The following is a 26278-nucleotide window of genomic DNA, read 5'->3' on the forward strand; positions in this document are numbered from 1 at the left end:
CGGCTACCGCCCGAGGAAGCGGGCGATCCGGGCCGGGGCGGCGGCCATCTCGGCCTCCGGCCCGCAATAGGACAGGCGGAGGAAGCGGCTGCCGCGGGCAGCGTCGAAATCGACGCCCGGGGTCGCGGCGATCCCGGCCTCGGCCAGCAGGCGGCGGCAGAATTCCGGGCTGTCGTTGGTCAGGTGGCCGACATCGGCCCAGAGATAGAAGGCGCCGTCCGCCGGCGACAGCCGGTCGAGTCCCGCCGCCGGCAGCCCGGCCAGCAGCGCATCCCGGTTGCGGCGGTAGCGGGCGATATTCGCCTCGAGCTCCGGCCGGCAGGCGAAGGCGGCCTCGGCCGCCACCTGGGCCACGTGGGGCGCATTGATGACCATGTTCTGCGCCAGGCACTCGACCGGGCGGACCAGGTCCTCGGGCAGCACCAGCCAGCCGATGCGCCAGCCGGTCATGGAGAAATACTTGGAGAAGCTGTTGACCACGATGGCGCTGGCCGAATGGGCGACGGCGGTCCGCTCCTGCACCGTGCCATAGGTCAGGCCGTGATAGATCTCGTCGGAGATCAGCCGGACGCCCTGGGCTTCGCACCAGCGGGCGATGGCGATGAATTCCTCGGCCGGCAGCATGGTGCCGGCGGGGTTGCAGGGGCTGGCGAGGATCAGCCCGGCGGGCCGCGGGTCCAGCGCCTCCAGCATGGCGATGGTGGGCTGCCAGCGGGTGGCGGCATCGCAGGGCAGGATCTGCGGCACCATGCCGAGGGCGGTCAGGATATTGACGTAGGGCGGGTAGTAGGGTGCCGCCATGGCCACCGCATCGCCCACGTCGAAGGCGGCGAGGAAGGCGAGCGGGAAGGCGCCCGAGGCGCCGACGGTGACGGCGATGCGCTCGGCCGGGACGGTGGCGCCGTAGCGCTCGGCATAGTGCCCGGCGATGCGCTCGCGCAGGGAGCGCAGGCCGAAGGCCTCGGTATAGCCCATGGGGGCACCGGCCTCGAGCGCGGCGACCACGGCTTCCGCCGCGCCGCGGGGCGCCCCGGTGCCGGGCTGGCCGACCTCCATGCGGAGGATGCCGAGGCCGTCCGGGAAGGTGCCGGGCGGCAGCGCCGCGGCCCTGGCATTGGCCGCGGCGATGACATCCATCACCAGGAAGGGCGGCGCCGCGGCACCGCGGCCGATCTTCAGCGCCATGGCTACTGGTCGATGGCGCCGAGTGCCACGCCGCCCCCGCGCGGGTCGCTGACGATGGCGCAGCGGTCGGGATAGCCGGGCAGGTAATTGGCGCAGGCGCCGAGTTGGGTCCGCGCGGTGCCGATGGCGCCGGTCTCCACCGCCGAGACCGGCGCCAGCGAGCGGTAAAGCTGGAAGGCGGCCGGGCCGGCGACGCCGATCGGCGCCTGGTCCTGGCCGGAGGCGGCCACGCCGAGGCGGAAGCCGCGGATATTCGGGTTGTAGGCGATGGCGGCCGAGAGCAGCGGTGCCCGCACCTGGCCGATATTCGCCGCCGGCGCCAGCAGGAAGCCGAGGCCCGGGGTGATCCGCCCGGTGCCGAAGAGGTTGTTCATGGTGAAGGCGCAGGTCACCGCATTGCCGATGCGGTCGAAGACCACCAGCCCGGCCGAGGCGCCGACCGGGCCCGGCGTCGCCGCCGGCAGGTTGGTGGCGGCGACGACGGCCTTGGGGTCGCCGCCCTGCTGCCGCCAGGCGGTGACGGCGGCGAGGCCGCGGCGGGAGGCTTCCTCGGGCGTCGCGCCCGATTGCAGCGCGGTGAAGGCGGCGGCGGCGGCCAGCCCGCCATCCGCCGGGGGCGGCAGGAAGGCGATCCGGTCGCCGTTGCGCGACGGCAGCTCGAAGGGCGGGACCAGGTTCGGCAGGCCGGCGCGCAGCTCCTCGGCGGTCAGGCCGCCGCCGATGCTGCGGGCGCTTTCCTCGAGCCGCTTGGCGAGCGTCCCCTGATGCATGTCGCCGACCCCGGCGAGGCGGAGCTGGCCCAGGGTGCCGGCGAGTTCGGGCTGCAGCAGCGGGTCGCCGGCACGCTTCGGGCTGCCATCGGCGCGGGCGAAGAGGGCACGCGCCGCGGGATCCGCGAAGAGCGGCCCGGAGACGGCGGCGAGGTCGCCGGCGAAGCCGCGGCTGACCTCGGTCCCGAAGCGGGCGAGCTGCTCGGCCGGGGCGATCAGCTCCTCGAAGGGGCGGCCGGGGTTGCGGGTATGCAGGCCGAAGAGGCCACGGGCCAGCAGCGGCACGGCGGCCGGACGATCCGCCCCGGCCGGCGTCGCGGTGCGGGTGCCGGGGAGGAAGAGCACCGCCTCCGTCGCGCCCTTGGCCTGGTCGAAGACCAGGCAGGCGCCGCCGCCGCCGAGCCCGACCTTGGAGGGCAGGGTGACCGCCAGGGTGAAGCCGGCCGCGACCGCCGCATCCACCGCGGTGCCGCCGGCCGAGAGCACGTTGCGGGCGGCGAGCGCCGCCGCCGGATCCTCGGTGGCGACGCCGCCCAGGAAGCCGCGGACATTCCCCGGGGCACCCACCGGCGGGCCGCTGCCGACGACGGAGGAGACCGCGCGGTTGACGGTGTCGCAGCCGGGCAGGGCAAGGGCTGCCGCCAGCAGGACGAAACCGATGTGCCCGGCTTTCCGCGGCGCGGCAGGCCGCGCTCGATACGTCTCCATGCGGAAACCGCTGGCCTTGATCTCGGCGCTGCTGGTCATGCTGCTGTCCCTGGTCCCCTTCATGGCGCCGCCCCTTATCGCACCGGGTGTGGCGCAGGCCCAGGTGGCACGGACCCCGGGGCGCGGCCGGCGCGGTCGGGCCGCCGGCATGGATGCCGGCCCGGCGCGCATCACGTTGATCCAGGCCCGGCCCATAGCCGCCTTCGTCACCAGCGGCAACCGCATGTTCGTCCGGGCCGGGCCGGGCCGGCAGGCGCATGAGGCCGGCCCTATCGCCGGCGGACCCATCCCCCGCATCCCGGAGGCGCCGCGAGATCCGATGACCCGCGCCCGTGTCGGGTCGCCGCGTGACGGTCTCGGCGCCGTCCGGGCCGCGGAAGCTGCGCAATGCGCCGCAACGCGATACCCTGGCCCAGGAGCAGCGCGGGCAGGACGACGCGATGCGGAGGAGATACCCAAGGTGAAGGCATTATCCGCAGGGGTTTTGGCCGCGTTGCTGGCCTGGGGGGCACCGGCCCCGGCCCAGGGCCTGTCGCCGGAGCAACGGCAGGAGGTGCTGACCCTCCTGCGCGACGCGCTGCGCCAGGACCCGAGCCTGCTGCGGGAGGCGCTGGGGGCGCTGGAATCGGCGGATGCGCGGGACCGCGAGGGCGCCCAGCGCGTCGCCATCGCCGCGCATGGCGATGCGCTGTACCGCGACCCGGCCGACCCGGTGAAGGGCAACCCGCAGGGCAGCATCACCATCGTCGAATTCTTCGATGCCCGCTGCGGCTATTGCAAGCAGCTGCAGCCGGTCATGGACCAGATGCTGCGCCGCCAGCGCGACGTCCGGGTGGTGATGAAGGACCTGCCGATCCTCGGGCCGAACAGCATCCTCGCCAGCCGGGCGCTGCTGGCAGCCCAGCGGCAGGGGAAATACGCCGAATACTACGACGTGCTGATGAAGCTGCGCGACGATCCGGCCGAGCCGGTGCTGCGGCGGGAGGCGGAGCGGGTCGGGCTCGACTGGGCGCGGCTGCGGCGGGACATGGAGGATGCCGGCATCCAGACGCGCATCCAGTCCAACCTGCGCCTGGCCCAGGCGCTGCGGATCGAGGGAACCCCAGCGCTGCTGATCGGCGATACGCTGGTCCCCGGCGCCGTGGACCTTGCCACCCTGGAACGGCTGGTGGCCGAGGCGCGCAGCCGGCCCGGCGGAGGCTGAGCGGCATGCCGCATTTCATCTGCCAGACCTGCACCATGCAATTCGCCGAAAGCGCGGCACCGCCGGATTGCTGCCCGATCTGCGAGGATGAGCGGCAATATGTCCCGGCCCGCGGCCAGGCCTGGACCACGCTGGAGCGGCTGCGCGGTGCCCATACCAATGGCTGGCGGCAGCTGGAGCCGGGTCTGCTGGCGGTGCAGGCCTATCCCGCGCTGGGGATCAACCAGCGGGCGCTGCTGGTGCGGACCCCGGCGGGCAACCTGCTGTGGGACTGCATCGCCCTGCTGGACGCGGCGACGGAGGCGGTGGTGCGGGGACTGGGCGGGATCGCCGGCATCGCCCTGAGCCATCCGCATTACTATTCGACCATGGTCGAATGGGGCCGCGCCTTCGACGTGCCGGTCTGGGTCCATGCCGCCGACCGGCAGCATGCGGCGCGGCCGGACCCCTGCCTGCGCTTCTGGGAGGGCGATGCCCAGCCGGTGCTGCCCGGGCTGACCCTGCATCGCCTGGGCGGGCATTTCGCCGGCGGGGCCATCGCCCATTGGGCGGATGGCGGGGGCGGGAAGGGCGCGCTGCTGAGCGGGGACATCCTGCAGGTGATGCCGGACCGCAAGCACCTGGGCTTCATGCGCAGCTATCCCTGCCTGATCCCGCTGCCGCCGGCCGAGGTGCGGCGGATGGCGGCCCATTGCGACCGGCTGGAGTTCGACGCGATCTACGGCGCCTTCCATGAGCGGGAGATCGTGACGGGCGGCAAGGCGGCACTGGCGAAATCCGCGGCGCGGTACTGCGCCTGGGTGGCGGGGATGGTCGAAGCCTAGGCCTGAGCCTGGGCCGGGGCCGGGGCCTGGGCGGGCTCTGCCCAGGCGGCATCGGGGTCGATCGGGAAGACGGGGCGCGGCAGCCGCTTCCAGGAGAAGCGGCCCAGGACCGGGCTGGTCAGGCCCGGCGCATCCACCTCGAAGATCCGCGCATCGGGGAAGAATTCGTCGAAGCCGGCGCGGAAGTGGCCACGGCTCTTCACCACGACGCAGCGCGCTGCGGCGATGTCGATGCCGTGCAGCTCCAGCATCCGCGGCTCGTGCAATTGCCGGCGCAGGGAGCCGACGACGACGTGCAGGCCCGAGCCGGCCAGTTCCAGCAAGGCCGAGGGGCCGAGGTCGAACTGCCGTCCGGCCATGGTGCCGCGCCGGCCGAGTCCCTGGCCGTCGCGCAGCGCCAGCACCCGGGCCTCGGCGGCGAAACGCTGGCTGAAGGGGGTTTCGGTGCGGTTGAAGACCGCCTCGAAGCGGGCATTCTCGCCGAGGGCATGGGCCTCGGCCGCCAGCGCCGGATCGACCTGCACGCCGAGCACGACGCCGGCGGCCGCGGCCTCGTGCAAGGCCTGGAGCAGCCAGGTGGTGCTGCCGCGGCCGCCGCCGCCGGGGTTGTCCGCGACATCGGCTAGCAGGATGGGCGGTGCCTCGCCGCGGCCGGCGGCAAGCGCCAGGGCGACCGCCTCGGCGATGGAGGTCAGCGGGCGCTGGTAGCGCGCGTGGTCGGCCCAGGCGCGGCGGGCCAGGTCCAGGGCGCCGGCATCGGCGGCCGCCTGGTCGCCGTTCCGGGCGGTGACGGTGATGGTCATGCCGCATTTCGGCAGGTCGCTGAAGACGAAGCCGCCGGCGACGGAGGCATTGGCGATCCGCGGATCGGTCGCCATCAGGGCCTCGGCCGCCTGGATCATCGCGGCATAGGGGCCCGCGGCGGTGAGCAGGGTGACGCTGGGCGGCGTCAGCGGCAGGCGGAGGAAGGCGCGGGCGGTCCGCATGCCGGCCAGCATCTCCCGCAGCAGATCGGCGGATTCGGCAGCCCTTTCGGCCATGTCCACATGCGGGTTGGTCCGGTAGACGACCAGGGCATCGACGGCGGCGACCAGCCGCTCGCTCACATTGCAGTGAAGGTCATGGCTGCAGACCACCGGCACGGCGGGGCCGAGGATGCGGCGGACCATGGCGGCGATGGTGCCGTCGCTATCCTCGTCCCCGGTGGAGGAGGAGGCGCCGTGGCTGGCGATATAGACGCCGTCGAGCGGCAGCGCGGCGGCCAGGCCGCGGGCCATCTCGTCCAGGACGTCGAGCAGGACCCGTTGTTCGATCGGGCCGCCGGGCGGCGCGGCGGCGATCAGCAGGGGTACCGGGCGCCAGGGGCTGGTCGCATCCATCCGGCGATAGAAGCCGGCGATCTCGCCGGGCATGTGGCTGGCCGCGGCACGGGCCAGGCCGGTGATCGCCGCGCCGCGCACCAGGCATTGCCGGGCGAAGTCCTCGGCCACCGTCGGCGGCGCGAAGGCATTCGCCTCCAGGTGCAGGCCGAGGATGGCGATGCGCGGTCCCGCGTCTCGTCCCCCGCCTTGCCGATGATCCATGCCTTGACCCCCCCCGGATTGCCGCCCACGCCACCCCGTATAGACTGTGCAACGGGAGACTTGGGATGGCGGAGATCGGTGAGGCCTTGGGGCTGCTCGACCGGCTGGTGGCGTTCGACACCACCAGCAGGAACAGCAACCTCGATCTGATGCAGGACGTGCAGTCGTGGCTGGCGGCGCATGGCGTGGCGAGCCGCATCACCCTCGATGCGGCGGGGGTCAAGGCGAACCTGCATGCCATGGTCGGTCCGCGCGTCGCCGGCGGCGCGGCGCTCTCGGCGCATGTCGACTGCGTGCCGGTGGATGGGCAGGAATGGCTCGCCGATCCCTTCAGGCTGCGGCGGCAGGACGGCCGGCTGATCGGCCGCGGCACCTCCGACATGAAGGGCTTCGCCGCCTGTGCCATCGCGATGATGCCGGAATTCGCCGCGATGGAGCTGCAGCGGCCGGTCCATCTCTGGTTGACGCATGACGAGGAGACCAATGCCGCCGGCGCCCATCGCCTGGTGACGGAGCTGGATGCGGCGCCGCCGGCCGGCTTCTGCGTGGTGGGGGAGCCGACCGGCATGGCGCCCATCATCGCCCACAAGGGCTATGCGAGCTGGGACGTGACGGTGACCGGCCTGTCCGGCCATTCCTCCCGCACGACGGAGACCGCCAATGCCTTGCAGGCGGCGGCCGAGGGCGTTGCGCTATTGTCCCGCCGGGCCCGGGCCTTCGCGCTGGAAGGGCGGCGTGCCCCGGGCTTCGAGCCGCCCTTCACCACCGTCCATGTCGGCACCTTCCAGGCCGGCAGCATCCTCAACATCGTCCCCGACCGGGCCGCCTTCACCTTCGAGGTCCGCACCGTGCCGGGCGACGAGGCTGCGACGGTGCTGGCCGAGCTGGAGGAATTCATGGCGACGGTGGCCATGCCGCCGCTGCGCGCCGTCCTGCCGGGCGCTGCCCTGCAGATCACCCCGCGATCCGTCCTGCCGGCGCTGAACCTGGCGGAGGAGGCGCCGCTGACGCTGCTCGTGCAGCGGCTGACCGGGCGCAACCAGGCCGGCCGGGTCAGCTACGGAACCGAGGCGGGTCTTTACCAAAGCGCAGGCATCCCCACCATCGTGTGCGGACCGGGGCATATTGCCCAGGCGCATCAACCGGAGGAATGGGTGGCCGAGAGCGAGCTCGAATCCTGCGTCACGTTCCTGCGCCGGCTTGCGGATACGCTGACAGCCTGACGATGCCGGAGGACAGCACCCTGCACCCGGCACTGCTCGCCTTGATCGCCGGCGGCACCCAAGGCAAGGCGGGCCATCCGCCCCTGCGCCTGGATGTGCGGATCAGCGCGCCGGATCTCCGCCCCTTCCTGGGCGGGAACGTGCTGCCGGGGGTCTGGAGCTTCGTCGCGCCGGAGCCCGGGCCGCATGTGGCGGTGGTCGCGCTGGTGCATGGCAATGAAATCGGCGGCGCCGTGGTGCTGGACCGCTGGCTTCGGGCCGGGCTGCGGCCGGTGCGGGGGCGGCTGTCCCTGGTCTTCGCCAATATCGATGCCTATGCCCGCTTCGACCCCGAGGACCCGACCGCCAGCCGCTTCCTCGACGAGGATCTCAACCGGCTCTGGGACCAGGACACGCTGGCGGGCGGCCGCCGGTCCAACGAGCTGCGCCGGGCGCGGGTGCTGCGGCCGCTGATCGACAGCGTCGATATCCTGCTCGACCTGCATTCGATGCTCTGGCCCTCGGATCCCCTGATGCTGGCGGGGCAGTCGGCCCGGGCGGCGGCCCTGGCGATGCGCATCGGCGTCCCACCCCTGGTCGTCGCCGACGATGGCCATGCCAGCGGCCGGCGGCTGATCGACTACCACCCCTTCGTCACGCCGGAGGGCCATGCGACTGCGGTGCTGGTCGAGGCCGGCTCGCATTGGGAGGCGACGACGGTCGCCACCATGGAAGCCACCGGGGCGGCGCTGCTGCGTGCCACGGGCGTGGTGAGCCCGGCCGACCCGGCGCTCTGGCCGCTGGTGCCGAAGCCGCCGAGTCCGCGGCTGGCCGAGGTGACCCGCACCGTCACGGCGCGGACCCAGGGCTTCGTCTTCGTGCGGCCCTTCCGCGGCGGCGACGTGGTGCCGCAGCGCAATACGCTGATCGCGCTGGATGGCGATACCGAGGTCCGCTCCCCACACGACGACTGCCTGATGGTGATGCCGAGCCTGCGGACCATGCCGGGCCAGACCGCGGTGCGGCTGGCCCGCTTCATGGCCTGAGCGGGCGGCCGGGCGAGGCGGATCAGCCCTCCGGCGCGGGCTCCCCCTGCCGGGCCGCGCCGAAGCCGGCCAGCAGGGCGAACATCGCCTCGGCCGCGGCCGAGACTTCCGTCGCCTCGGTCCCCTTGGCCACCAGCGCGACGCCGCCGCCGGTGCCGCGGTAATAGGGATAGCTGCCGAGATCGAGGGCCGGGAAGCGCGCCTGGATGGCGGTCAGCCCGGCGGCGATCTGGCCTTCATAGACATAGTCGGCATGGACGGTATGCGAGAGGATCGGCTTGCCGCGCTCGAGACTCGGCGCCACGGCCTCGAACATCGCGCGCATGATGCGCGGCACGCCGGCCATGACATGGACATTGCCCATGGTGAAGCCCGGGGCGGTCGTCTCGGAGCAGCGGATGGGCGTGGCGCCGCGCGGCAGGGTCGCCATGCGCAACCGTGCCTCGTTGAACTCGACCGGCGGGCTGCGCCGGGCGTAATCGGCGGCCATCAGGGCCCGGGTTTCCTCATGGACCTCCCAGGCCACGCCGAAGGCCCGGGCCACGCATTCGCTGGTGATGTCGTCATGCGTCGGGCCGATGCCGCCGGTGGTGAAGACATGGGTGAATTTCGCCCGGACCTCGTTCACCACGCCGATGATGGTCTCGGGCACATCAGGGATGACCCGGACCTCGCGGACCGGGATGCCGAGCTCGCCCAGCCGGGTCGCCAGGAACTGCAGGTTGGCGTCGCGGGTCCGGCCGGAGAGGACCTCATTGCCGATGATGAGGAGGCAGGCGGTCGGATTGTCGGTCATGGCGGGCGCTCCGGGGTGCTTCGGCCGGCAGGCTAGAGCAGTCCGCGGCCGACGGGAACGCAGGGCCTGGGCCGAAGGACCTCAGCGGGTCCTAGTCCTGGAAGTTCAGCCGCAGCCCCGCCTCCGGCCACTGCATCTGGCCGAGCTTGCCGGTGCCCGAAAGGGTGATGGTCGCGGTCCGCATGTCCGGGCCGCCGAAGCAGAGATTGGTCGGGTGGCTGTCCGGCATCGCCACCTCGTCCAGCACCTGCCCGGCCGGGGAGAAGACCGTGATGGTGCCGGCAACCAGGGTCGCCACCGCGATATTGCCGGAAGCGAGCACCGCCAGGCTGTCGAAGCGGCAGAACTGCGAGAGATCGCCGATGCAGCGGCCGCCATGCGGGGAGGGGAAGGGCTGCTTGCGCAGCACGCCGGGGCTTTCGATGTCGAAGGCCCAGAGCCGGGCGGATTCGGTATCGGCGACATAGACGATCCGCTCGTCCGGGGAGAGGCCGACGCCATTGGCGCTGAGGATGGGATAGGCGATCTCCCGCACCGAGGAGCCGTCCGGCAGGGCGTAATACAGCCCGCCATGGTCGCGCGAATGGGCGTAGCGCTTGCCGAGGTCGGTGAAATAGAAGCCGCCGTGGCGGTCGAAGACCAGGTCGTTCGGCGCGGAGAGCTTGTGGCCGTTGCACATGTGGTAGAGCAGCCGGCGCTCGCCCGTCGTCGGGTCCACCCGTTCCACCGTGCCGGTGACGTAGTCCTCGGAAGGGCCCTGGCCCATGAAATGGCCGGGCAGGTAGCGGCTGCCGCCGTTGTTGCAGAGATACAGCGCGCCATCCGGCCCGCGCGCCAGGCCGTTCGGCCCGCCGGAGAGCGGGCCGAGCCGGGTCACGGTACCATCGGGTGTGACGCGGGTGACGGCGCCGCCCTTGATCTCGGTGAGCATGATGCTGCCATCGGCCATGGCGACCGGGCCTTCGGGGAAGCCCAGGTCCTCGGCGATGATGCGGATAGCGGTCATGGCGTTTCCTTATGGTTCGCAGTCAGCGGATGCGGTCCAGCACCTCGGTGCGGAAGCGCTGCATGTCGGCGGCGGCCCTGTCGGCGTCGCGGCCCTCGAAGTCGAAGTCGAGCCCGGTGACGCCGATGCGGCGGAGCGCGGCGATATCCTCCAGCACCCGGTCGATGCCGCCGGTGAAGAGGCGGCGGTGGCCGTCGCTGGCCGGCGGGGCGTCCTGGCCGTGGCGCTTCACCCGGTAGACCACGCCGATGCTGGCGGGGTCGCGGCCGGCGGCGGTGGCCAGCTTTCGCAGCCTGGCGATGCCGGCCTCCAGCCGCGGCAGGGTATCCAGCAGGTGGGCGTTGTTGCTGCCGATGGGGTACCAGGCATCGCCCAGCCGGGCGGCGCGGCGCATCGAGGGGCCGCTCTCGCCGCCGACCCAGAAGGGTGGGTGCGGCCGCTGCAGCGGCTTGGGGTCGAAGACCATGCCGGCGCCGAACTGGACGTATTTGCCATCGATCCGCGGGCGCGGCTCGGTCCAGAGGGTGCGGAAGGCGTCGAGGTATTCGTCGGTGACGGCGCCGCGCTCGGCGAAGGGGGTGGTGACCACCGCCTCGAATTCGGATTGCAGCCAGCCGGCGCCGATGCCGACCGTCAACCGCCCGCCCGAAAGCACGTCGATGGTCGCCAGCATCTTGGCCGCCAGCACCGCCGGGCGATGCGGCACCACCAGCACCGCCAGCACCAGCCGGATGCGCTCGGTCTTGGCGGCGATATAGGCGGCGGTGGTGAGCTGCTCATGCCGGTGGCCGGGGTCGGGCGAGTAGAACTCGCCGGATTCCGAATAGGGATAGCCGGCCACGCTGGCATCCGGCAGCACCACATGGTCGGTCAGGGTCAGGTAGTCGAAGCCCAGGCTTTCGCCCAGCCTGGCGATGCCGGCCATGGTCGCCGGGGCTGCCATCGGCCCGCTGACCGGCAGGTTGAACCCGATCTGCATGCGCGTTTCCCCCATTTGGGCGCAGGCTGCACCCGGCGGGAGTGCCCGTCCAGCCGCCCATCCGGGGTGCGATTGACACCGGCGCAAGGCGGCACCTACCGTTTCGTCAAGGGATGAACGGGATGGAAACCATGTCCAGCAAGCGGACGCCTCGCTTCGCCTATCAGATCGGCGCGGTCGGGGAGCCGGAGAAGGACGACCGCGCGCTGTACCGGGAAGCCCTGGCGGATGCGCGGCTGCTGCAGGAGACCGGCTACGACGCCGCCTGGATGGTCGAGCACCATTTCAGCGACTACTACCCGCAACCCAATCCGCTGCTGTTCCTCTCGCATGTCGCCGCCGCCTGCCCGGGGCTCGGCCTCGGCACCTCGGTCATGGTGCTGCCCTGGTACGAGCCGGTGCGCTTCGCCGAGGATCTGGCGATGCTGGCGAACCTCAGCGAGGGCGAGCTGCATATCGGCATGGGCCGTGGCACCGCCAAATCCGAATACGATGCCTTCGGCATCGGCATGGAGACGGCGCGCGACCGCTTCCGCGAGACCTGGGAATTCACCCGCCGGGCGATGCAGGGCGATGCCTTCACCTTCGCCGGCCGCTACGCCAACCTGACCGAGCCGACCCAGATCCGCCCGGCCTTCGGCGACCGGCGGCCGAATTTCTACGGCGCCATCGGCAGCGTCGAGAGCGGCGGCATCATGGCCGACCTGGGCCTGCCGCCGCTGTGCCTCTCCAGCTTCCCGGATGCGGTCCTGCGCCGGATCCTCGAGACCTGGCGCGCCCGCAGCGCCGCGGCCGGGCATCCGACCGACGTCACCTTTCCCATCTCCATCAAGTGCTTCGTGGCGGAGACGGATGCAGCGGCGCGCGAGCAGGCGCTGCGCTACCTGCCGGAATTCTTCGCCCTGCAGGTGCGGCACTACCAGTCCGACGACGCGCCCTGGGGCAATATCGAGGGCTACCAGCAGTTCAACAAGATGTTCGCCAATCTGCGGCGGCTGAGCGACCCGGCGAACCTCGATGGCTACCTGGCGCAGAACCTGGTCGGCTCGCCCGAGACGGTGGCGCGGCGGGTGCGGGAGATCGCCGACCTCGGCTTCAATTACTTCGTCATCAGCAATGCGACCTATGGCGTCCCGCGGTCGGTGCGGCACGAGACCATCCGGTTGTTCGCGGAGGAGGTGATCCCGCGGGTGAAGGGCATGGCGGTGGCCGCCTAGCCATCCCGGCCGCGGCGGCCTCGCCGGACAGGGCGGAAGCGGGATAGGCTCGGCGATGCCCCATGCCCCCGCTGCCCTGCCCAAGCACTTGCCACCAGCCGGGCTGCCGCCCGGCCTGCCGCCCAATCTGCCGCCGCTGGCGCGGATGCCCTGGGCGCTGCTCGCGGCCGCCTGCCTCGGCATGTTCGCCGCCTCCTCCTCCGGCACCACCCGCGCGCCCTTCCTGATCGACATGGCGCGCGACCTGGCGACCAGCCTGCCGATGGTCGCCAACCTCATGGCCATGACCTCCATCGCCTGGGGCGCGGCCTCGCTGGTCGCCGGCGCCGGGTCGGACCGCTGGGGGCGGCGGCCCTTCCTGATCGGCGGGCCATTGGGGCTCGCGGCCTGCATGGTCGGCGTGGCGGCCTCGGGGAGCTACGCCGGGGTGGCGACCTGGGCGACGATCGCCGGCGGCTTCGCCGGCAGCTATACCGGCGTGGTCATGGCGGAGGCCTCGGCCCGCGTCGTGGACCGCCAGCGCGGCCGGGCGCTGGGCTGGGTCATGGCCGGGCAATCGCTGACCCTGCTGGTCGGCGTGCCGCTCGCGGCCTGGATCGGGGCCTATGTCGGCTGGCGCGGGGTGAACCTCTGCGTCGCGGCCGTGGCGCTGGCGGCGGCGCTGGGCCTCTGGATCACCACCCGGCAGCCGGTCGATGGCCCCCGCGCCGCCGGGACCGCACGCCCCAGCTACCGCAGCGCCATGTCGGGCCCGGTGATCCGGCTGCTGGCGATGGGCGTCGCCGAGCGCATCTGCTACGGGCTGACGGCGGTCTATTTCGCCACCTTCCTGCAGGCGACCTATGGGCTGTCGCTGGCCGGGGTCGCGGTGCCGCTGGCGGCCTTCGCCCTGGGCAATATCCTCGGCACCATCCTCGGCGGGCAACTGGCCGACCGGCTGCCGAACCGGCTGATGACCTTCGCCCTGGCCATGTTCGGCGCCGCCGCGGTGGCGCTCGCCCTGTTTACCTGGACGCCGGGCCTGGCCGTCTCGGTGGGCCTCGGCTTCGGCTATGTCTTCGTCAATGCCCTGGCGCGGCCGAGCCTGATGGCCGCGCTCGCCAATGTGCCGGACGAGGTGCGGGGCACCGTGCTCGGGCTGAACGTGACCTCGGCGTCCTTCGGATGGCTCGGCGCGGCCTCCCTCGGCGGCTGGATGATGGCGGAGTTCGGCTTCTTCGGCTTCGGCCCGCTGGCCGCGGGGGTGGGGGTTCTGGGCGGCGCGCTGGCCTTGGTGGGGCGGCCGCGCTCGAGCGTGATCGTCCGAGGCGGAACCGCCGAAGGACGTGAATCACGCGACCAAACAACACGCTAGCCGCGCCGTCATTCCGGCGCGAACAACTCCTCCACATCCGCCTCGGTCAGCTTCAGCGCCCCGCCGTGCTCGGCATCCAGCACCGAGGCGACCAGGGCGCGCTTGCGGTCCTTCAGCATCTCCATCTTCTCCTCGATGGTGCCGATGGTGACCAGGCGATGGACGAAGACATGCTTCTCCTGGCCGATCCGGTGGGCGCGGTCGGTCGCCTGGTCCTCGACCGCGGGGTTCCACCAGGGGTCGTAGTGGATGACGGTATCCGCGGCGGTCAGGTTCAGGCCGACGCCGCCGGCCTTGAGGCTGATGAGGAAGACCGGCACCTCGCCGGCCTGGAAGCGGCGGACCGGCAGGTCGCGGTCCTTGGTCTCGCCGGTCAGCAGCACGTGCTCGATCCCGGCATCGGCCAGCCGCGCCTCGATCAGCTCCAGCATGGAGGTGAACTGGGAGAAGAGCAGCACGCGGCGGCCTTCCTCCAGCATGGTCTCCAGCATCTCCATCAGCCGGTCGAGCTTGGCCGAGCCCGCCCGGGCCTCCCGCGCCGCCTTCAGCTTCAGCAGGCGCGGGTCGCAGCAGGCCTGGCGCATCTTCAGCAGGGCATCGAGGATGATGATGCCGGACCGCGCCATGCCGCGCTCGGCGATGGCATCCTTGACGCGGGCATGCATGGCCAGGCGGATGCCCTCGTAGAGGCCGCGCTGGGTGCTGCCCATCTCGACCGGCTCGGTGATCTCGGTCTTCGGCGGCAGCTCGCCCACCACCTCGTCCTTGGTCCGCCGCAGCAGGAAGGGGCGGACCCGGCGATGCAGCATCGCCTGCTTCTCCGCATCGCCGCCCTTCTCGATCGGCGTGCGGAAGCGGCTGCGGAATTCCTTGGCACTGCCGAGGAAGCCGGGGGCGACGAAGTCGAACAGCGACCAGAGCTCGCCCAGATGGTTCTGCAGCGGCGTGCCCGACAGGCAGAGGCGCTGGCGGGCCTGCAGGCGCAGCGCATGCCGGGTGGTCTCGGCATTGGGGTTCTTGATGGTCTGGGCCTCGTCCAGGATCACCGCATGCCAGGCCTGGGCGGTCAGCACGGCATGGTCGCGGGTCAGCAGCGGATAGGTGGTCAGCACCAGGTCGTGGCCGGCGATGGCGTCGAAATGCTCGGCCCGGTTCGGGCCGTGCAGGGCCAGCAGCTTCAGGCCGGGGGCGAAGCGGGCGGCCTCCCGCGTCCAGTTCGGCACCAGGCTGGTCGGGCAGACGATCAGCACCGGGCGGTCGAGGCGGCCGGCGGCCTGCTCGATCGCCACGTGGGCCAGGGTCTGCACGGTCTTGCCGAGGCCCATGTCGTCGGCCAGCACGCCGCCGAGGCCGGCGGCGCGGAGGATCTGCAGCCAGCCGACGCCCTGCGCCTGATAGGGCCGGAGCGAGCCGTGGAAGCCTTCCGGCAGGGTCACCTCGGGGATGGCGTCGCCCGCCGCGCGCAGCTGCCGGCCGAGGGTGCGCAGGCCCTCGGCGCCCAGCCAGGGGAGGCCGGATTCCTCCTCCAGCAGCGCCAGCTCGGCGGCGTCGTGCGGGCTGAAGCGGACCTTGCTGCTGCCGGTGGCGATGCCGCCGCTGGTGAAGATCTCGATCAGCGCCAGCATGATGGGGCGGATGCGGGCGCGCGGCAGGGCCAGGAGGCGGCCATCCGGCAGCGGCACCAGGAAAGGGGCGTCCTCGTCGCCATCATCCGTCCGGACCAGCGCCGCGCCGGCGCCATTGGCGATCAGCATGACCAGGATGGGGATCAGGTCGATCCGCTGGCCATCCACCACCACGCCGAGGTGGAGTTCCAGCCAGTCGATGCCGGAGCCCTCGGTGACCTCGCCGCCATCCTCCGTGATTGCCCCCGGGGCGGCGCGGCCGAGGCCTTCCTCGAGCATGGCCTCGAGCGGCCCTTCCGGCTCGACCAGCCGGATGGGGAATTCCGGCGTCACCACCACCTGCCAGCCGGAAGCGCGGAGCGCCGGGACTTCCCGGGTCAGCACATGCAGCCAGTCGGTGCCGTCGCTGTCGTCGTCCAGCACGAAATCGGTGCCGTGGCGGAAGGCGATGGGCACGGGCGCGACCTGGTTGATCGGGGCGAAGCCGATGCCCTTCATCCGCCGCAGCATGGCGGCCTCCCCGGCCTGATCGCGCTGCAGGCGATACAGCTTGCCGTCATGGGCGATGACCGCCGGCGGCTCCTCCCCGCCGAAGGGCAGCACCAAGGGGCCGTAGCCATGGGCGAGCTGGGCGATCGGCACCTCGTAGCTGCCGGAGAAGGGGTAGCGCCGGGTCGCGCGCTGGGCCGGGTCGAAGGGCAGGGTGGCGAGCGTCAGGGTCAGGTGCGGCACCACCGGCCCGCGCAGCGGCTCGGCCGGGCCGGGCACCGCCGGCGTGGCGACCGCGTGCTCGGGCAGCCGGCGGGCAAGCTCCTCCGCCACCCGCGGCGCGGCCTCGGCCGGGATGGCGGGGGCGGCGAGCAGCCGCGTGGCGACGGCGGGCGGCATGCCGGCATCCACCGGCGCCACCGCGCCGGAGGCGAGGTCGATGCACCAGGGGGCCGGCAGCAGCAGCGGCACCAGCCCATCGTCGAGCAGCAGCGCGGCGCGCTGGGTGCCGTCCGGATTCACCGCCCAGCCGATCCGGCCGGGCCGCGGCGGCGCCTCCGCCAGCACCGGGCCGGTCGGCAGTTCCCAATGGGCGCGGCCGGTGGCGAGGATGCGGCGCAGCAGGTCGGCGGGGTCGTCGTCCTTCGACAGCAGCGGGGGGCCGTAGCCGAAGCGGGCCAGCCGCCGCAGGATCAGCTTGTCCGAGGTGCGGAGGTAGCGGGCCGGCATCTCGACCTGGCGCGGCTGGTAGGAGCGGGGCATGCCGAAGCCGCCGTCGCGCCGCAGGGTCACGGTCCAGCAGGTGACCTGCGGCAGGGCCTCGGCGCGTGGCCCGGGCACCGTCTCCAGCACGTAGAGCAGGCGTTGGGTGATCGTGTCGGGATAGGCCTCCAACGTGGCGTCCTTCGTATCGGTCAATGAGTCCAGCCAGGCCATCACGTCATGCGGCAACGACGCGTCCGGAGGTGCGGTCGCGGGCGGCACTTCGTCAAGGGTCGCCGCCGCCACCGCGGGCAGTTCCAATGATGGCAGGCGGCGATGCGCGGCGACCAGCACCGCCGCCACATGCTTGCAATTGACCCGAACCGGGCAACTGCAATGGCCGGTGAAGCCGATGTTCCCGGCGGCATCGATGCGCAGGATGATGGCCTGGCGATAGGGCTTGCGCTGGGTGCCTTGCGTTTCCGCCTCGATCCGCAGGCCGTCCTCGGCCAGGGCCAGCCGGCGCACCCGGCCCTGGCTGACGTAGCGATGGCCCGCCGCCAGAGCCTCGGCGGAGATCCGGCCCAGCATGGCCGCGTCATCCACCGGCAGGCGCGTCAGGGCGGGACTCGGCGGGGGCTTCGGCATTCGGCGGCATCATGCCGGCCGGGGGACGCCCCCACCAGCCCGCCTGCCCGATGGCCGCCATGCCGAAAATACCTCGGCACATGGCCGCATCCCGGCTGCGGCGCATGGCATCGGCCGATCGGTGCGAGGATCCGGGCTTGCTGCGGGGGCAGGCCCGACGCCGCCGGCGGCTAGCCGTGCAGGTGGCAGGCGACGCCGCCATCCGCCCCGTCGGGCCCCACCGGGGTCCAGCGCGGGAGCTGCACCGCGCAGACCGGCATGGCGTGCTGGCAGCGCGGGTGGAAGGGGCAGCCGGGCGGCGGGGCGGCGGCGGAGGGGATCTCGCCGATGATGCGCGGCAGGGCGGCGCGGCGCTCCGGGTCCGGCACCGGATAGGCATCGCGCAGCAGCGCGGCATAGGGATGCAGCGGCGCCGCCAGCACCCGCGCCGCCGGCCCTTCCTCGACGATGCGGCCGAGGTACATGACCGCGACCCGCTCGCAGAACCAGCGCACCACCGAGAGGTCGTGGCTGACGAAGAGGAAGGAGAGGCCGCGGCGCCGGCGCAGGTCCTGCAGCAGCAGCAGCACCTGGGCCTGGACCGAGACATCCAGTGCCGAGACCGGCTCGTCCGCGACGATCAGCTCGGGCTCCACCGTCAGGGCGCGGGCGATGCCGATGCGCTGGCGCTGGCCGCCGCTGAACTCATGCGGGAAGCGGTCGAGCGCCGTCGCGGGCAGCCCGACCTCGTCCAGCAGGGCGGCGCCGCGGGCGCGGGCGGCGGCACCCTCGGCCAGGCCATGGACGCGCATCGGCTCGGTGAGGGCGGCGCCGATCCGCTGGCGGGGATCGAGCGAGGAGAAGGGGTCCTGGAAGACGATCTGCATCCGCCGCCGCAGCGTCTTCAGCGCGGGGCCGGTCGCGGTCAGCAATTCCTCGCCGCGGAAGCGGACGCTGCCGGCATCGGGCTCGATCAGCCGCAGCATGGCACGGGCGGCGGTGGACTTGCCGCAGCCGGATTCGCCGACCAGGCCGAAGGCCTCGCCGGGGGCGATGCTGAAGGAGATATCCTCCACCGCGCGCACGGTGACGACGCGGCTGCGCGGGAAGCCCTTGCGCTGGACGAAGTGCTTGCGCAGGCCGGAGACCTGCAACAGGGGCGGAGCATCTTCGATGCGATTCACGCTCCGCTCCTCGTCCGCCGGGCGGACTGCGGGGCTCCGCGACCGCATCGCCTATTCATTCTGCAACTTGGGATCGGTGGCGTCGCGGAGGCCATCCCCCACCATGTTGAGCCCCAGCACCAGCAGCAGGATGGCAAGGCCGGGGAAGACCGCCAGCCAGGGGGCATCGAGGATATTCTCGAAGCCGTCGCGGGTCATGCCGCCCCAGGTCGCGGTCGGCGGCTTCACGCCGAGGCCGATGAAGGAGAGCGAAGCCTCCACCCGCACCGCCGTCGCCATCCAGAGGCTGCCCATGACCAGCACCTCCGACAGGATGTTCGGCAGGATATGGCCGAAGAGGATGCGGACATGGGAGAAGCCCAGCGCCCGGCCGGCCTCGATGAAGGCGCGTTCCTTCAGCGACAGGGTCGGCGCCCGGGCGATGCGGGCGAAAGGTGCCACGGCGGTCAGCGCGATGGCGACGACCAGGTTGACCAGCTCCGGCCCCAGCAGCGCTACGACGATCAGCCCGAGGATCAGCGAGGGAAAGGACAGCAGCACGTCCATCACCTGCATCACCAGCAGGTCGAAGCGGCCGCCGATATAGCCGCTTACCATGCCGATGGTGCCGCCGACCACCATGGCGACGGCGATGGCGCCGAGCGAGACGGTGAGGGAGATGCGGGCGCCCCAGAGCAGGCGGGAGAGGATGTCGCGGCCGAACTGGTCGGTGCCGAGCAGGTAGTCGCCGCCCGGCGGGGCGAGGCGGGCGATGATGTCCTGCTCGGCCGGGTCATGCGGCGCGAGCCAGGGCGCCAGCACCGCCGCGGCGAAGATGAGCAGGGTCAGCAGCGCGCCGAGCGCCGCCATCGGATTGGCGCGGGCCTTGGCGATCATGCCTTCACCCGCGGGTCGATGACGCCGTAGAGCAGATCGGTGATGAGGTTCACCACCACGATCAGGAAGCAGTAGATCACCATCAGCCCCTGCAGCGTGGTGTAGTCCCGCTGGTTCAGCGCGCCGACGATGACCTTGCCGAGGCCGGGGCGGTTGAAGACGATCTCGGTCAGCACGCTGTTGCCGATGAGGATGCCGACATAGAGGCCGACGACGGTGACGACGGGAATGGCCGCGTTGCGGAAGCCATGCACCCAGACGATGCGCCTTGCCGGCACGCCCTTGGCCCGGGCGGTGCGGATATAATCCTCCGACAGGCTGGCCAGCATGGCGCTGCGGGTGACGCGGGTGATGTAGGCCGCCATGACCAGCCCGAGGGTCGCCGCCGGCAGCACCAGCTTGTGCAGCCGGTCCAGCGGGTCCGCCAGATCGGCGCTGCCGATGACCGGGAAGAGCCGCCAGTGCAGGGAGAAGGCCAGCAGCAGGAAGATGCCGGAGACGAAGACCGGGAAGGACAGGCCGATGAGCGACAGCAGCCGCGCCGCCACGTCGATCGGCCCGTTGCGGTAGAGCGCCGCCCAGATGCCGACGGGGATGCCGACGACGACGCCGATCACCATCGAGGCGAGCGTCAGGTCGATGGTATGCGGCAGCACGGCGCCGACCTCGGCGAGGATGGGCCGGCCGGTGACCATGCTGTTGCCGAAGTCGCCGCGCAGCGCATCGGCGATGAAGGAGACGTATTGCAGCCAGAGCGCGCGATCCAGCCCGAGCCGGGTGCGCAGCGCCGCCGCCGCCTCCGGTGTCGCCTGATCGCCGAGGATGACCAGGGCGGGGTCGCCGGGGACGATCCGGACGATGACGAAGACCAGGGTCAGTACCGCCAGCAGGGTCGGGATCGCCGCCAGCAGCCGCCGGATGATGAAGCCGAGCATGCTACTTCAGCCGGGTCGTCTCGGTGATCAGCGGGCCGAGGCTCATGCTGCCCTCCAGCTTGTAGCCGTAGTCGACGTTCTCGCGCCGGGCGAAGACCAGCAGCGTCTCGATGATCGGCACGCCGCAGACCTGGCCGACCAGGACGCGCTGCGCCTCGGCCCAGAGCTTCTTCTGCTCCTCGAGGTCGGTGCTGACGCGGGCCGCGTCGATCTGCGCATCGGCCTGGTTGCAGTGGGAGAAGTTGGTCACCGCGGTGGGCGTGCCGACGATGCTGCGGCCGTGGAAGAACTGGCTCAGGTAGATGTCGGCGATGGGGAAGCGGGCGGCGGCGTAGTAGACCAGCGGCGAGAGGTTCTGCCGGATCTGCTGGTGGAAGGTCGCGTGCTCCACGACCTGGAGATCGAGCGTGATGCCGGCGCGGCGGAGCTGCTGCTGCAGCACCTGCATGCCGGAGAGCATCTCCGGCAGCTGGGTATGGATGACCTTGATGGTGATGCCGTTCGGGAAGCCGGCCTCGGCCAGTAGCGCGCGGGCGCGGGCCGGGTCGTGCTGCGGCAGCCCGTTGTCGGCGGTGAAGCCGAGGTAGCCGCGCGGCACCAGGCTCTGGCCTTCCCGGCTGACATCCGGGCCGCGCCAGCGCACCATCTCCGGCCGGTTCACCGCATGGGCGAGCGCCCGGCGGATGCGGATGTCGTTGAAGGGTGGCATCGAGGTATTGAGGTTGAGGATGGTCAGCTCGGCCGGCTCGAAGACATCGACCGTGACGCCGGGCAGTTGCCGCGTGCGGTTCACCCAGACCTGGTCGGCGCGGCCGTAGTTCAGGTCCAGCTCGCGGTTCTGGAAGGCGAGGTCGCGCGAGGCGTCGGAGGGGATGAAGCGGTAGCTGATGCGGCCGATCTGCGGCGTGCCGCGGAAATAGCCGGCATGGGCGACCAGCTCGGCGCTCTGGTTCGGCGTGACGCGGTCCAGCGCGAAGGGGCCGGTGCCGATCGGGCTGCGGGTGAAGGCCTCGCCGCGCTCCTCGACCGCCTTCTTCGAGACGATGTAGCCGCCGGAGTAGTTGGTCACCAGGCCGAGCAGGCTCGGGACATTGGTGCGGAGGGTGATGCGGACGGTGGCGGCATCGACCGCCTCGATGCTCTCGAAGGCGCGGTAGTCGGCGCTGAAGGCGCTGGTCGCGGCGGTCGCGGCCTTCTTCAGGCTGAAGACCACGTCCTCGGCGGTGACCTCGCCGTAGTTGCCGTGGAATTTCACCCCGGGCCGGATGTGGAAGGTCCAGGTCTTGCCGTCGGCGCTGCTCTCCCAGCGCTCGGCGATGTCGGGCTCGATCGCCGCCGGGTCGATGGAGCCGGGCTTGAAGCGGACCAGGCCGTTGAACATCCAGGCGACCACGACGCGGTCGATGGTGGAGACGGCGAAATGCGGGTCGAGCCGGCCGACGTCCTGGGCCGCCATGCCGACGCGGAGCGTCTGCACCGGTTGCGCCGCCGCCAGGTTGGGAATGCCGAAGGCCAGCGCACCGGCCAGCAGGATGCCGCGAAGGCCCATCAGTGAAACTCTCCCCTAGGATCGGCCGCAGTTTGCCCGCCGAAACGACGGATGTCGAAACCTGTCACGTCCACCGGCGACCGGCCATCCACCACCAGCCCCGCCAGCACCGCGCCGGTGCCGGGGCCGAGCTGGAAGCCATGGCCGGAAAAGCCGAAGGCATGGAAAAGGCCCGGGGTGGTGGCGGAGGCGCCGATGACCGGCAGGCCATCCGCCATCTGCCCGTCGATGCCGGACCAGCTGCGGATGACCATGGCGCCGGCCAGGCGCGGGATGACCGCGGCGGCGCGCTGCATGGCGGCAAGGGTCACCTCCGGCCGCGGCCGGGAGGCCGGGATGGCCGGGTCGCATTCGCCATGGCCACCACCGAAGATGACATTCCCCCGCGCGATCTGCCGCAGGTAGATGTCGCCGCCGACGACGCCGAGGCTGGGCTTGAGGAAATAGGGCAGGGGCTCGGTCACCACCATGTTGGGGCTCAGCGGGGTGCAGGGCACCGGCTCGCCGAAGCGGGCGGCGACGGCGGCGCCCCAGAAGCCGGCGGTATTCAGCAGGACGGGGGCGCGGAATTCCCGGCCGGCGGCGGCCAGGGTGAAGCGCGTGCCGTCATGCGCCAGGGCCTCGACCTTGTGGTGTTCGAGGATGGTCGCCCCGGCCGCCCGCGCCGCCTTCGCCAGGGCCGGCGAAAGCAGTCGGGGATTGGCCGACCCATCCTCCTCCAGCAGGCTGCCGGCCAGGATATCGTCCGAGAAATACGGGTGTTCGGCGCGGATGGCGTTGCGGCCGATCAGCCGGGGCGCCAGCCCGTGCTCGCGTGCCATGCGGTTCCAGGCCTCGAGCGTGGCGGCATCGGCTTCGGTCCGCGCCAGCTTGAGATGGCCGCAGGGGTCGAATTCGCAGGCGGTTCCGACCAGCTCCGGCAACCGGCCCCAGATCTCGCGCGAGAGGCGCGACAGCGGCAGCTCCGCGGCATGGCGCCCCTGCTGCCGCACGCCGCCGTAGTTGACGCCGCTGGCCTGGCTGCCGACCAGGCCGCGTTCCAGCAGCACGGTGCGCAGGCCCCGCTGGGCGAGATGCAGGGCGGCCGAGCAGCCGACGCCGCCGCCGCCGAAGATGAGCACATCGGCATCGGTCATGGGGTGGCTGCCACCGGCAGGGGGATGGGCTTCACCGGCATCTGGCCGCGCAGCCGCCCGGCCTCCTCCAGCGAGCAGCCGAGTACCCGGGCCAGCACCGCCGCGCCGGCCGGGCCGCAGACCCGCCCCTGGCAGCGGCCCATGCCGAGGCGCGAGTAGGATTTGGTCCGGTTGATCTCCGGGGCCGCCAGGGCGCGCACCTCGCCGGCGGTCACCGCCTCGCAGCGGCAGAGGATGGTGTCGTCGGCCATGGCGGCGGCCAGGGCGGCAGGCCAGGGGAAGGCCCGTTCCAGCGCGGCGCGGAAACGCGCCTCCCGCGCCAGCCGGCGGTCGAGGGCGGCGGCATCGACGGCCTGGCCGGCATCGGCGAGCAGGGCCAGCGCCGCCCGGGCCCCGGCCAGCTCGGCGACATCGGCGCCGCCGATCCCGGCGCCGTCGCCGGCGAGGTAGAGGCCGGGAATGCTGGTCCGGCCGGTGCCGTCGGTCTCCGGCACCCAGTTGCTTTGCGTCGCATCGAAGCGGAAGGGGATGCCGGCGAGGTCGGCGAGCTGCGCCTCGGGCTTGAGGCCCCAGCCCAAGGCCACGGCGTCGCAGTCCACCCGATGGTCCCGCCCGCCCGCATCCCGCCAGCGGAAGCCCTGCACGGCGGCATCGCCCTCGATACCCAGCGGGGTGATGCCCTCGGCGACGCGGAGGCCGGCGCGCAGGCGGAGGCCGCGGAGGAAGGTGCCGGCATTGCCCAGCAGCCCGGGCACCGCCCGCAGCTTGGTGGCGAAGGGGGTGGTGTCCAGCACCGCCGCGACCTCCGCCCCGGCCTTGGCGTATTGGGTGGCGACCAGCAGCAGCAGCGGCCCGGTGCCGCAGAAGACGACGCGCCGGCCGATGCCGACGCCCTGCGCCTTCAGCGCGATCTGCGCCCCGCCGAGGGTGGTGACGCCCGGCATGGTCCAGCCGGGCAGCGGCACCACCCGATCCATCGCCCCGGTGCAGAGCACGACCGCATCGAAGCCGATGGTCGCGGCGGTGCCGGCGCGCATCGTCTCCAGCGCATCGCGGCGGATGTTCCAGACCAGGGTCTCCGGCCGCCAGTCGCAGCGCGGCTTCAGCGCATCCAGCGCCGCGTGCAGCGCCCGCGCCTTGTCCGCGTCATCGCCGTAGAGCGCGGCATGGTCGCGGCGGAAGCCGGGCGGCGGGCGCTGGTAGATGCGGCCGCCGCCATCGGGCGCTTCCTCCACCCAGGTCGGGCGCAGTCCGGCCGCGACCAGCCGTTCCACCGCGCGCACGCCGGCCGGGCCGGCGCCGACCACGGCGACCCTCATCGCCGCCGCACCTGCATGCCGGGCTCCGCCAGGGTGGTGCAGGCGCGCAGCGTCCCGCGACCCTCGACGAAGACCCAGCAATCCTGGCAGGCGCCCATCAGGCAGAAGCCGGCGCGGGGGCCGTCGCCGAACTCGCCATGCCGCAGCAGACCGCGGCCGGCGGCGAGGATGGCGGTCAGCAGCGTATCGCCGGCGAGGGCCTGCAGCGGGGTGCCGTCGAGCGAGAATTCGAGGCCGGGCCGATCCTGGTCCAGCAGCCGCACCAGGGTCACAGCATGTCCTCGAGCCGGCAGTTCACCAGCAGCTCCGCGACCACCGCATGGTCCGGCAGCGCCAGCAGGGTGCCGACCAAGACGGCAATATCCTCCGGCCGCGACATCTGCTCCCGCGGATGGGCCGATTGCGCCGTCATGTCGGTCTCGACGAAGCCGGGGCAGAGGGCGGTGGCGCGGATGCCGTGGTCCCAGCCTTCCCGGCGCACCCCATGGGTCAGCGCGACCACGGCATACTTGCTCATCGCATAGCCGATGTTCGGATTGCGGACCCGCTTGCCGGAGAGCGAGGCGATGTTCACCACCCGCCCCTGGCCGCAGGCAATAAGGTGGGGCCAGGCGGCGCGGATGACGCGCATCGGCCCCTTCACGTTCACCGCCCACATCGCGTCATGCGGCGCCTCGTCCTCCGACAGCAGGGTGGCGACCGGGTTGATGCCCGCGGCATTGACCACCGCATCGACCTTGCCGAAGCGCGCCACCGTCGCCGCCACCCAGGCCTCGGCGCTGCCGGGTTCGATGGCCTCGTAGCGGCATTCATCGGCGGCCTCGGGCGCGCGTACGCCGCTGCTGACCAGGCAGCCGAGGTCGCGCAGATGCACGGCGACGGCCCGGCCGATGCCGCGGCGGGCACCGCTGACCATCACCACGCGCCCCTTCGGATCAAGCATCGGCCAGGGCCCCCGTCGCCACATGGCAGCGCGCCGCATGCTCCGGCGCCAGATCGGCCAGCGTTTGCGGCGCCTCGCAGCCCGCCTGGCGCAGCGGGCAGCGCGGCGCGAAGCGGCAGCCTTCCGGCATGGCATCCAGCGCCGGCACCCGGCCGGGAATCGCCGCCAGCGCCTGGCCCGGCACGTCGAGCCGTGGGATCGCGGCAAAGAGCGCGCGGGTATAGGGATGCGCCGGCGCGGCGAAGATGCTGCGGACCGGGCCGGATTCGACGATCTCGCCGGCATACATCACCGCCACCCGGTCGGCGATTTGGGCGACGACGCCGAGGTTGTGGGTGATGAAGAGCACCGCCATCCGGTGCTTCTCCCTGAGGTCCGCCAGCAGCCCCAGCACCTGGGCCTGGATCGTCACGTCGAGCGCGGTGGTCGGCTCGTCCGCCAGCAGCACCGCGGGGTCGCAGGCGAGCGCCATGGCGATCATCACCCGCTGCCGCATGCCGCCCGAGAACTGGTGCGGATATTCGCCGAGCCGGGCGGCGGCGGAGGGGATCTTCACCTCCTCGAACAGGCCGCGGGCGCGGTCCAGGGCGGCGTAGCGGGACAGGCCGCGATGGATGCGGAGGCTTTCGGCCACCTGGTCGCCGACCGTCATCACCGGGTTCAGGGCGGTCATCGGTTCCTGGAAGATCATCGCCATGCGGTCGCCGCGCAGGCGTTCCAGCGCCGGCTCCGACAGGCCCGCCAGATCCTCGCCATCGAGCAGGATGCGGCCGGCGGCGACGCGGCCGCCCGGCGGGCGCACGAGGCCCATGACGGACATCGCCGTCACGCTCTTGCCGCAGCCGCTCTCGCCGACCAGGGCCAGCGTCTCATTGGGCATCAGCCGCAGCGACAGGTCGCGCACCGCGGCATGCCATTGCCCCTTGATGCGGAATTCGGTGCGGAGGCCCTGCAATTCCAGTGCGGGTGTCATCCGCGGCCAACCTGCCCGTGACCCCGGCGCCTGTCCAGCACGACGC

At 72.2% G+C, this 26278-nt stretch carries 22 protein-coding genes; 6 read left to right on the forward strand and 16 right to left on the reverse strand.

Translation table 11 applies throughout. The features are described 5' to 3' along the window. Positions 1-3: 3 nt before the first annotated feature. Both AC0IW9_RS00920 and AC0IW9_RS00925 read right to left on the reverse strand, forming a co-directional pair. Positions 4-1185, reverse strand: a complete 1182-nt coding sequence (locus tag AC0IW9_RS00920) for a pyridoxal phosphate-dependent aminotransferase (RefSeq protein WP_471646320.1) — start codon at positions 1183-1185, stop codon at positions 4-6. Between the two features lie 2 nt (positions 1186-1187). Next, on the reverse strand, positions 1188-2702 hold the full coding sequence (locus tag AC0IW9_RS00925; protein ID WP_471646321.1) for a gamma-glutamyltransferase: 1515 nt from the start codon (positions 2700-2702) through the stop codon (positions 1188-1190). On the opposite strand from AC0IW9_RS00925, the gene AC0IW9_RS00930 reads away from it, so the two are divergent. Together AC0IW9_RS00930 and AC0IW9_RS00935 are read left to right on the forward strand one after the other, a co-directional pair. After that, complete coding sequence (locus AC0IW9_RS00930) at positions 2662-3867, forward strand: DsbA family protein (protein WP_471646322.1); 1206 nt, start codon at positions 2662-2664, stop codon at positions 3865-3867. The two genes, AC0IW9_RS00925 and AC0IW9_RS00930, sit on opposite strands and share 41 nt — an antisense overlap. 5 nt (positions 3868-3872) lie before the next feature. Beyond that, positions 3873-4691 (forward strand): MBL fold metallo-hydrolase, encoded by an 819-nt coding sequence (locus AC0IW9_RS00935; RefSeq protein ID WP_471646323.1) that lies wholly within the window; start codon positions 3873-3875, stop codon positions 4689-4691. Here the strand turns inward: AC0IW9_RS00935 and AC0IW9_RS00940 are convergent. Next, on the reverse strand, positions 4688-6274 hold the full coding sequence (locus AC0IW9_RS00940; protein WP_471646324.1) for a M81 family metallopeptidase: 1587 nt from the start codon (positions 6272-6274) through the stop codon (positions 4688-4690). The genes AC0IW9_RS00935 and AC0IW9_RS00940 overlap by 4 nt on opposite strands. 65 nt (positions 6275-6339) lie before the next feature. On the opposite strand from AC0IW9_RS00940, the gene argE reads away from it, so the two are divergent. Next, positions 6340-7497 carry an acetylornithine deacetylase gene (gene argE / locus AC0IW9_RS00945; RefSeq protein ID WP_471646325.1) on the forward strand — a complete coding sequence of 386 codons (1158 nt, stop codon included), beginning with the start codon at positions 6340-6342 and terminating at the stop codon, positions 7495-7497. A gap of 2 nt (positions 7498-7499) precedes the next feature. Beyond that, the gene (locus AC0IW9_RS00950; protein ID WP_471646326.1) at positions 7500-8522 is read left to right on the forward strand and encodes a M14 family metallopeptidase; all 1023 of its coding nucleotides are present in this window, start codon (positions 7500-7502) and stop codon (positions 8520-8522) included. A 22-nt stretch (positions 8523-8544) separates the two neighbouring features. On the opposite strand, the gene AC0IW9_RS00955 is transcribed toward AC0IW9_RS00950, so the two are convergent. From AC0IW9_RS00955 to AC0IW9_RS00965, 3 genes are all read right to left on the reverse strand, one after another. Next, positions 8545-9318, reverse strand: a complete 774-nt coding sequence (locus tag AC0IW9_RS00955) for a competence/damage-inducible protein A (protein WP_471646327.1) — start codon at positions 9316-9318, stop codon at positions 8545-8547. A gap of 91 nt (positions 9319-9409) precedes the next feature. Next, complete coding sequence (locus tag AC0IW9_RS00960; RefSeq protein ID WP_471646328.1) at positions 9410-10324, reverse strand: SMP-30/gluconolactonase/LRE family protein; 915 nt, start codon at positions 10322-10324, stop codon at positions 9410-9412. Between the two features lie 22 nt (positions 10325-10346). After that, positions 10347-11303: a TIGR03619 family F420-dependent LLM class oxidoreductase gene (locus tag AC0IW9_RS00965; RefSeq protein WP_471646329.1), complete on the reverse strand. Its 957-nt coding sequence runs from the start codon at positions 11301-11303 to the stop codon at positions 10347-10349. Positions 11304-11434: 131 nt separating this feature from the next. Between AC0IW9_RS00965 and AC0IW9_RS00970 the strand changes: the two genes are divergently transcribed. Both AC0IW9_RS00970 and AC0IW9_RS00975 read left to right on the forward strand, forming a co-directional pair. Then, positions 11435-12520: an LLM class flavin-dependent oxidoreductase gene (locus AC0IW9_RS00970; protein ID WP_471646330.1), complete on the forward strand. Its 1086-nt coding sequence runs from the start codon at positions 11435-11437 to the stop codon at positions 12518-12520. A 55-nt stretch (positions 12521-12575) separates the two neighbouring features. Next, positions 12576-13874 carry an MFS transporter gene (locus tag AC0IW9_RS00975; protein WP_471646331.1) on the forward strand — a complete coding sequence of 433 codons (1299 nt, stop codon included), beginning with the start codon at positions 12576-12578 and terminating at the stop codon, positions 13872-13874. 8 nt (positions 13875-13882) lie between these two features. Here AC0IW9_RS00975 and AC0IW9_RS00980 read toward each other — a convergent pair whose 3' ends face one another. The 10 genes from AC0IW9_RS00980 to AC0IW9_RS01025 all read right to left on the reverse strand — a co-directional run bounded on the left by AC0IW9_RS00980 (position 13883) and on the right by AC0IW9_RS01025 (position 26232). Then, on the reverse strand, positions 13883-17338 hold the full coding sequence (locus AC0IW9_RS00980) for a DEAD/DEAH box helicase (protein ID WP_471646332.1): 3456 nt from the start codon (positions 17336-17338) through the stop codon (positions 13883-13885). A 170-nt stretch (positions 17339-17508) separates the two neighbouring features. Then, positions 17509-18501: an ABC transporter ATP-binding protein gene (locus AC0IW9_RS00985; protein ID WP_471646333.1), complete on the reverse strand. Its 993-nt coding sequence runs from the start codon at positions 18499-18501 to the stop codon at positions 17509-17511. Between the two features lie 51 nt (positions 18502-18552). Next, positions 18553-19377, reverse strand: a complete 825-nt coding sequence (locus AC0IW9_RS00990; RefSeq protein ID WP_471646334.1) for an ABC transporter permease — start codon at positions 19375-19377, stop codon at positions 18553-18555. Further along, the gene (locus AC0IW9_RS00995) at positions 19374-20312 is read right to left on the reverse strand and encodes an ABC transporter permease (protein ID WP_471646335.1); all 939 of its coding nucleotides are present in this window, start codon (positions 20310-20312) and stop codon (positions 19374-19376) included. Before AC0IW9_RS00995 ends, AC0IW9_RS00990 begins: the two co-directional genes overlap by 4 nt. Position 20313: 1 nt before the next feature. Then, positions 20314-21861 carry an ABC transporter substrate-binding protein gene (locus AC0IW9_RS01000; protein ID WP_471646336.1) on the reverse strand — a complete coding sequence of 516 codons (1548 nt, stop codon included), beginning with the start codon at positions 21859-21861 and terminating at the stop codon, positions 20314-20316. Continuing rightward, positions 21861-22997 carry an NAD(P)/FAD-dependent oxidoreductase gene (locus AC0IW9_RS01005; RefSeq protein WP_471646337.1) on the reverse strand — a complete coding sequence of 379 codons (1137 nt, stop codon included), beginning with the start codon at positions 22995-22997 and terminating at the stop codon, positions 21861-21863. The genes AC0IW9_RS01000 and AC0IW9_RS01005 overlap by 1 nt, the downstream gene beginning before the upstream one ends. Next, positions 22994-24316, reverse strand: a complete 1323-nt coding sequence (locus AC0IW9_RS01010) for an FAD-dependent oxidoreductase (RefSeq protein ID WP_471646338.1) — start codon at positions 24314-24316, stop codon at positions 22994-22996. Before AC0IW9_RS01010 ends, AC0IW9_RS01005 begins: the two co-directional genes overlap by 4 nt. After that, positions 24313-24588, reverse strand: coding sequence for a (2Fe-2S)-binding protein (locus tag AC0IW9_RS01015; RefSeq protein WP_471646339.1), 276 nt, complete (start codon positions 24586-24588; stop codon positions 24313-24315). Before AC0IW9_RS01015 ends, AC0IW9_RS01010 begins: the two co-directional genes overlap by 4 nt. Next, the gene (locus tag AC0IW9_RS01020; protein WP_471646340.1) at positions 24585-25259 is read right to left on the reverse strand and encodes an SDR family NAD(P)-dependent oxidoreductase; all 675 of its coding nucleotides are present in this window, start codon (positions 25257-25259) and stop codon (positions 24585-24587) included. The genes AC0IW9_RS01015 and AC0IW9_RS01020 overlap by 4 nt, the downstream gene beginning before the upstream one ends. Next, a complete protein-coding gene (locus AC0IW9_RS01025) occupies positions 25252-26232 on the reverse strand; it encodes an ABC transporter ATP-binding protein (RefSeq protein WP_471646341.1) in 981 nt (326 codons plus the stop codon). Before AC0IW9_RS01025 ends, AC0IW9_RS01020 begins: the two co-directional genes overlap by 8 nt. Positions 26233-26278 lie beyond the last annotated feature (46 nt).

It is taken from the genome of Belnapia sp. AC561 (assembly GCF_979252845.1).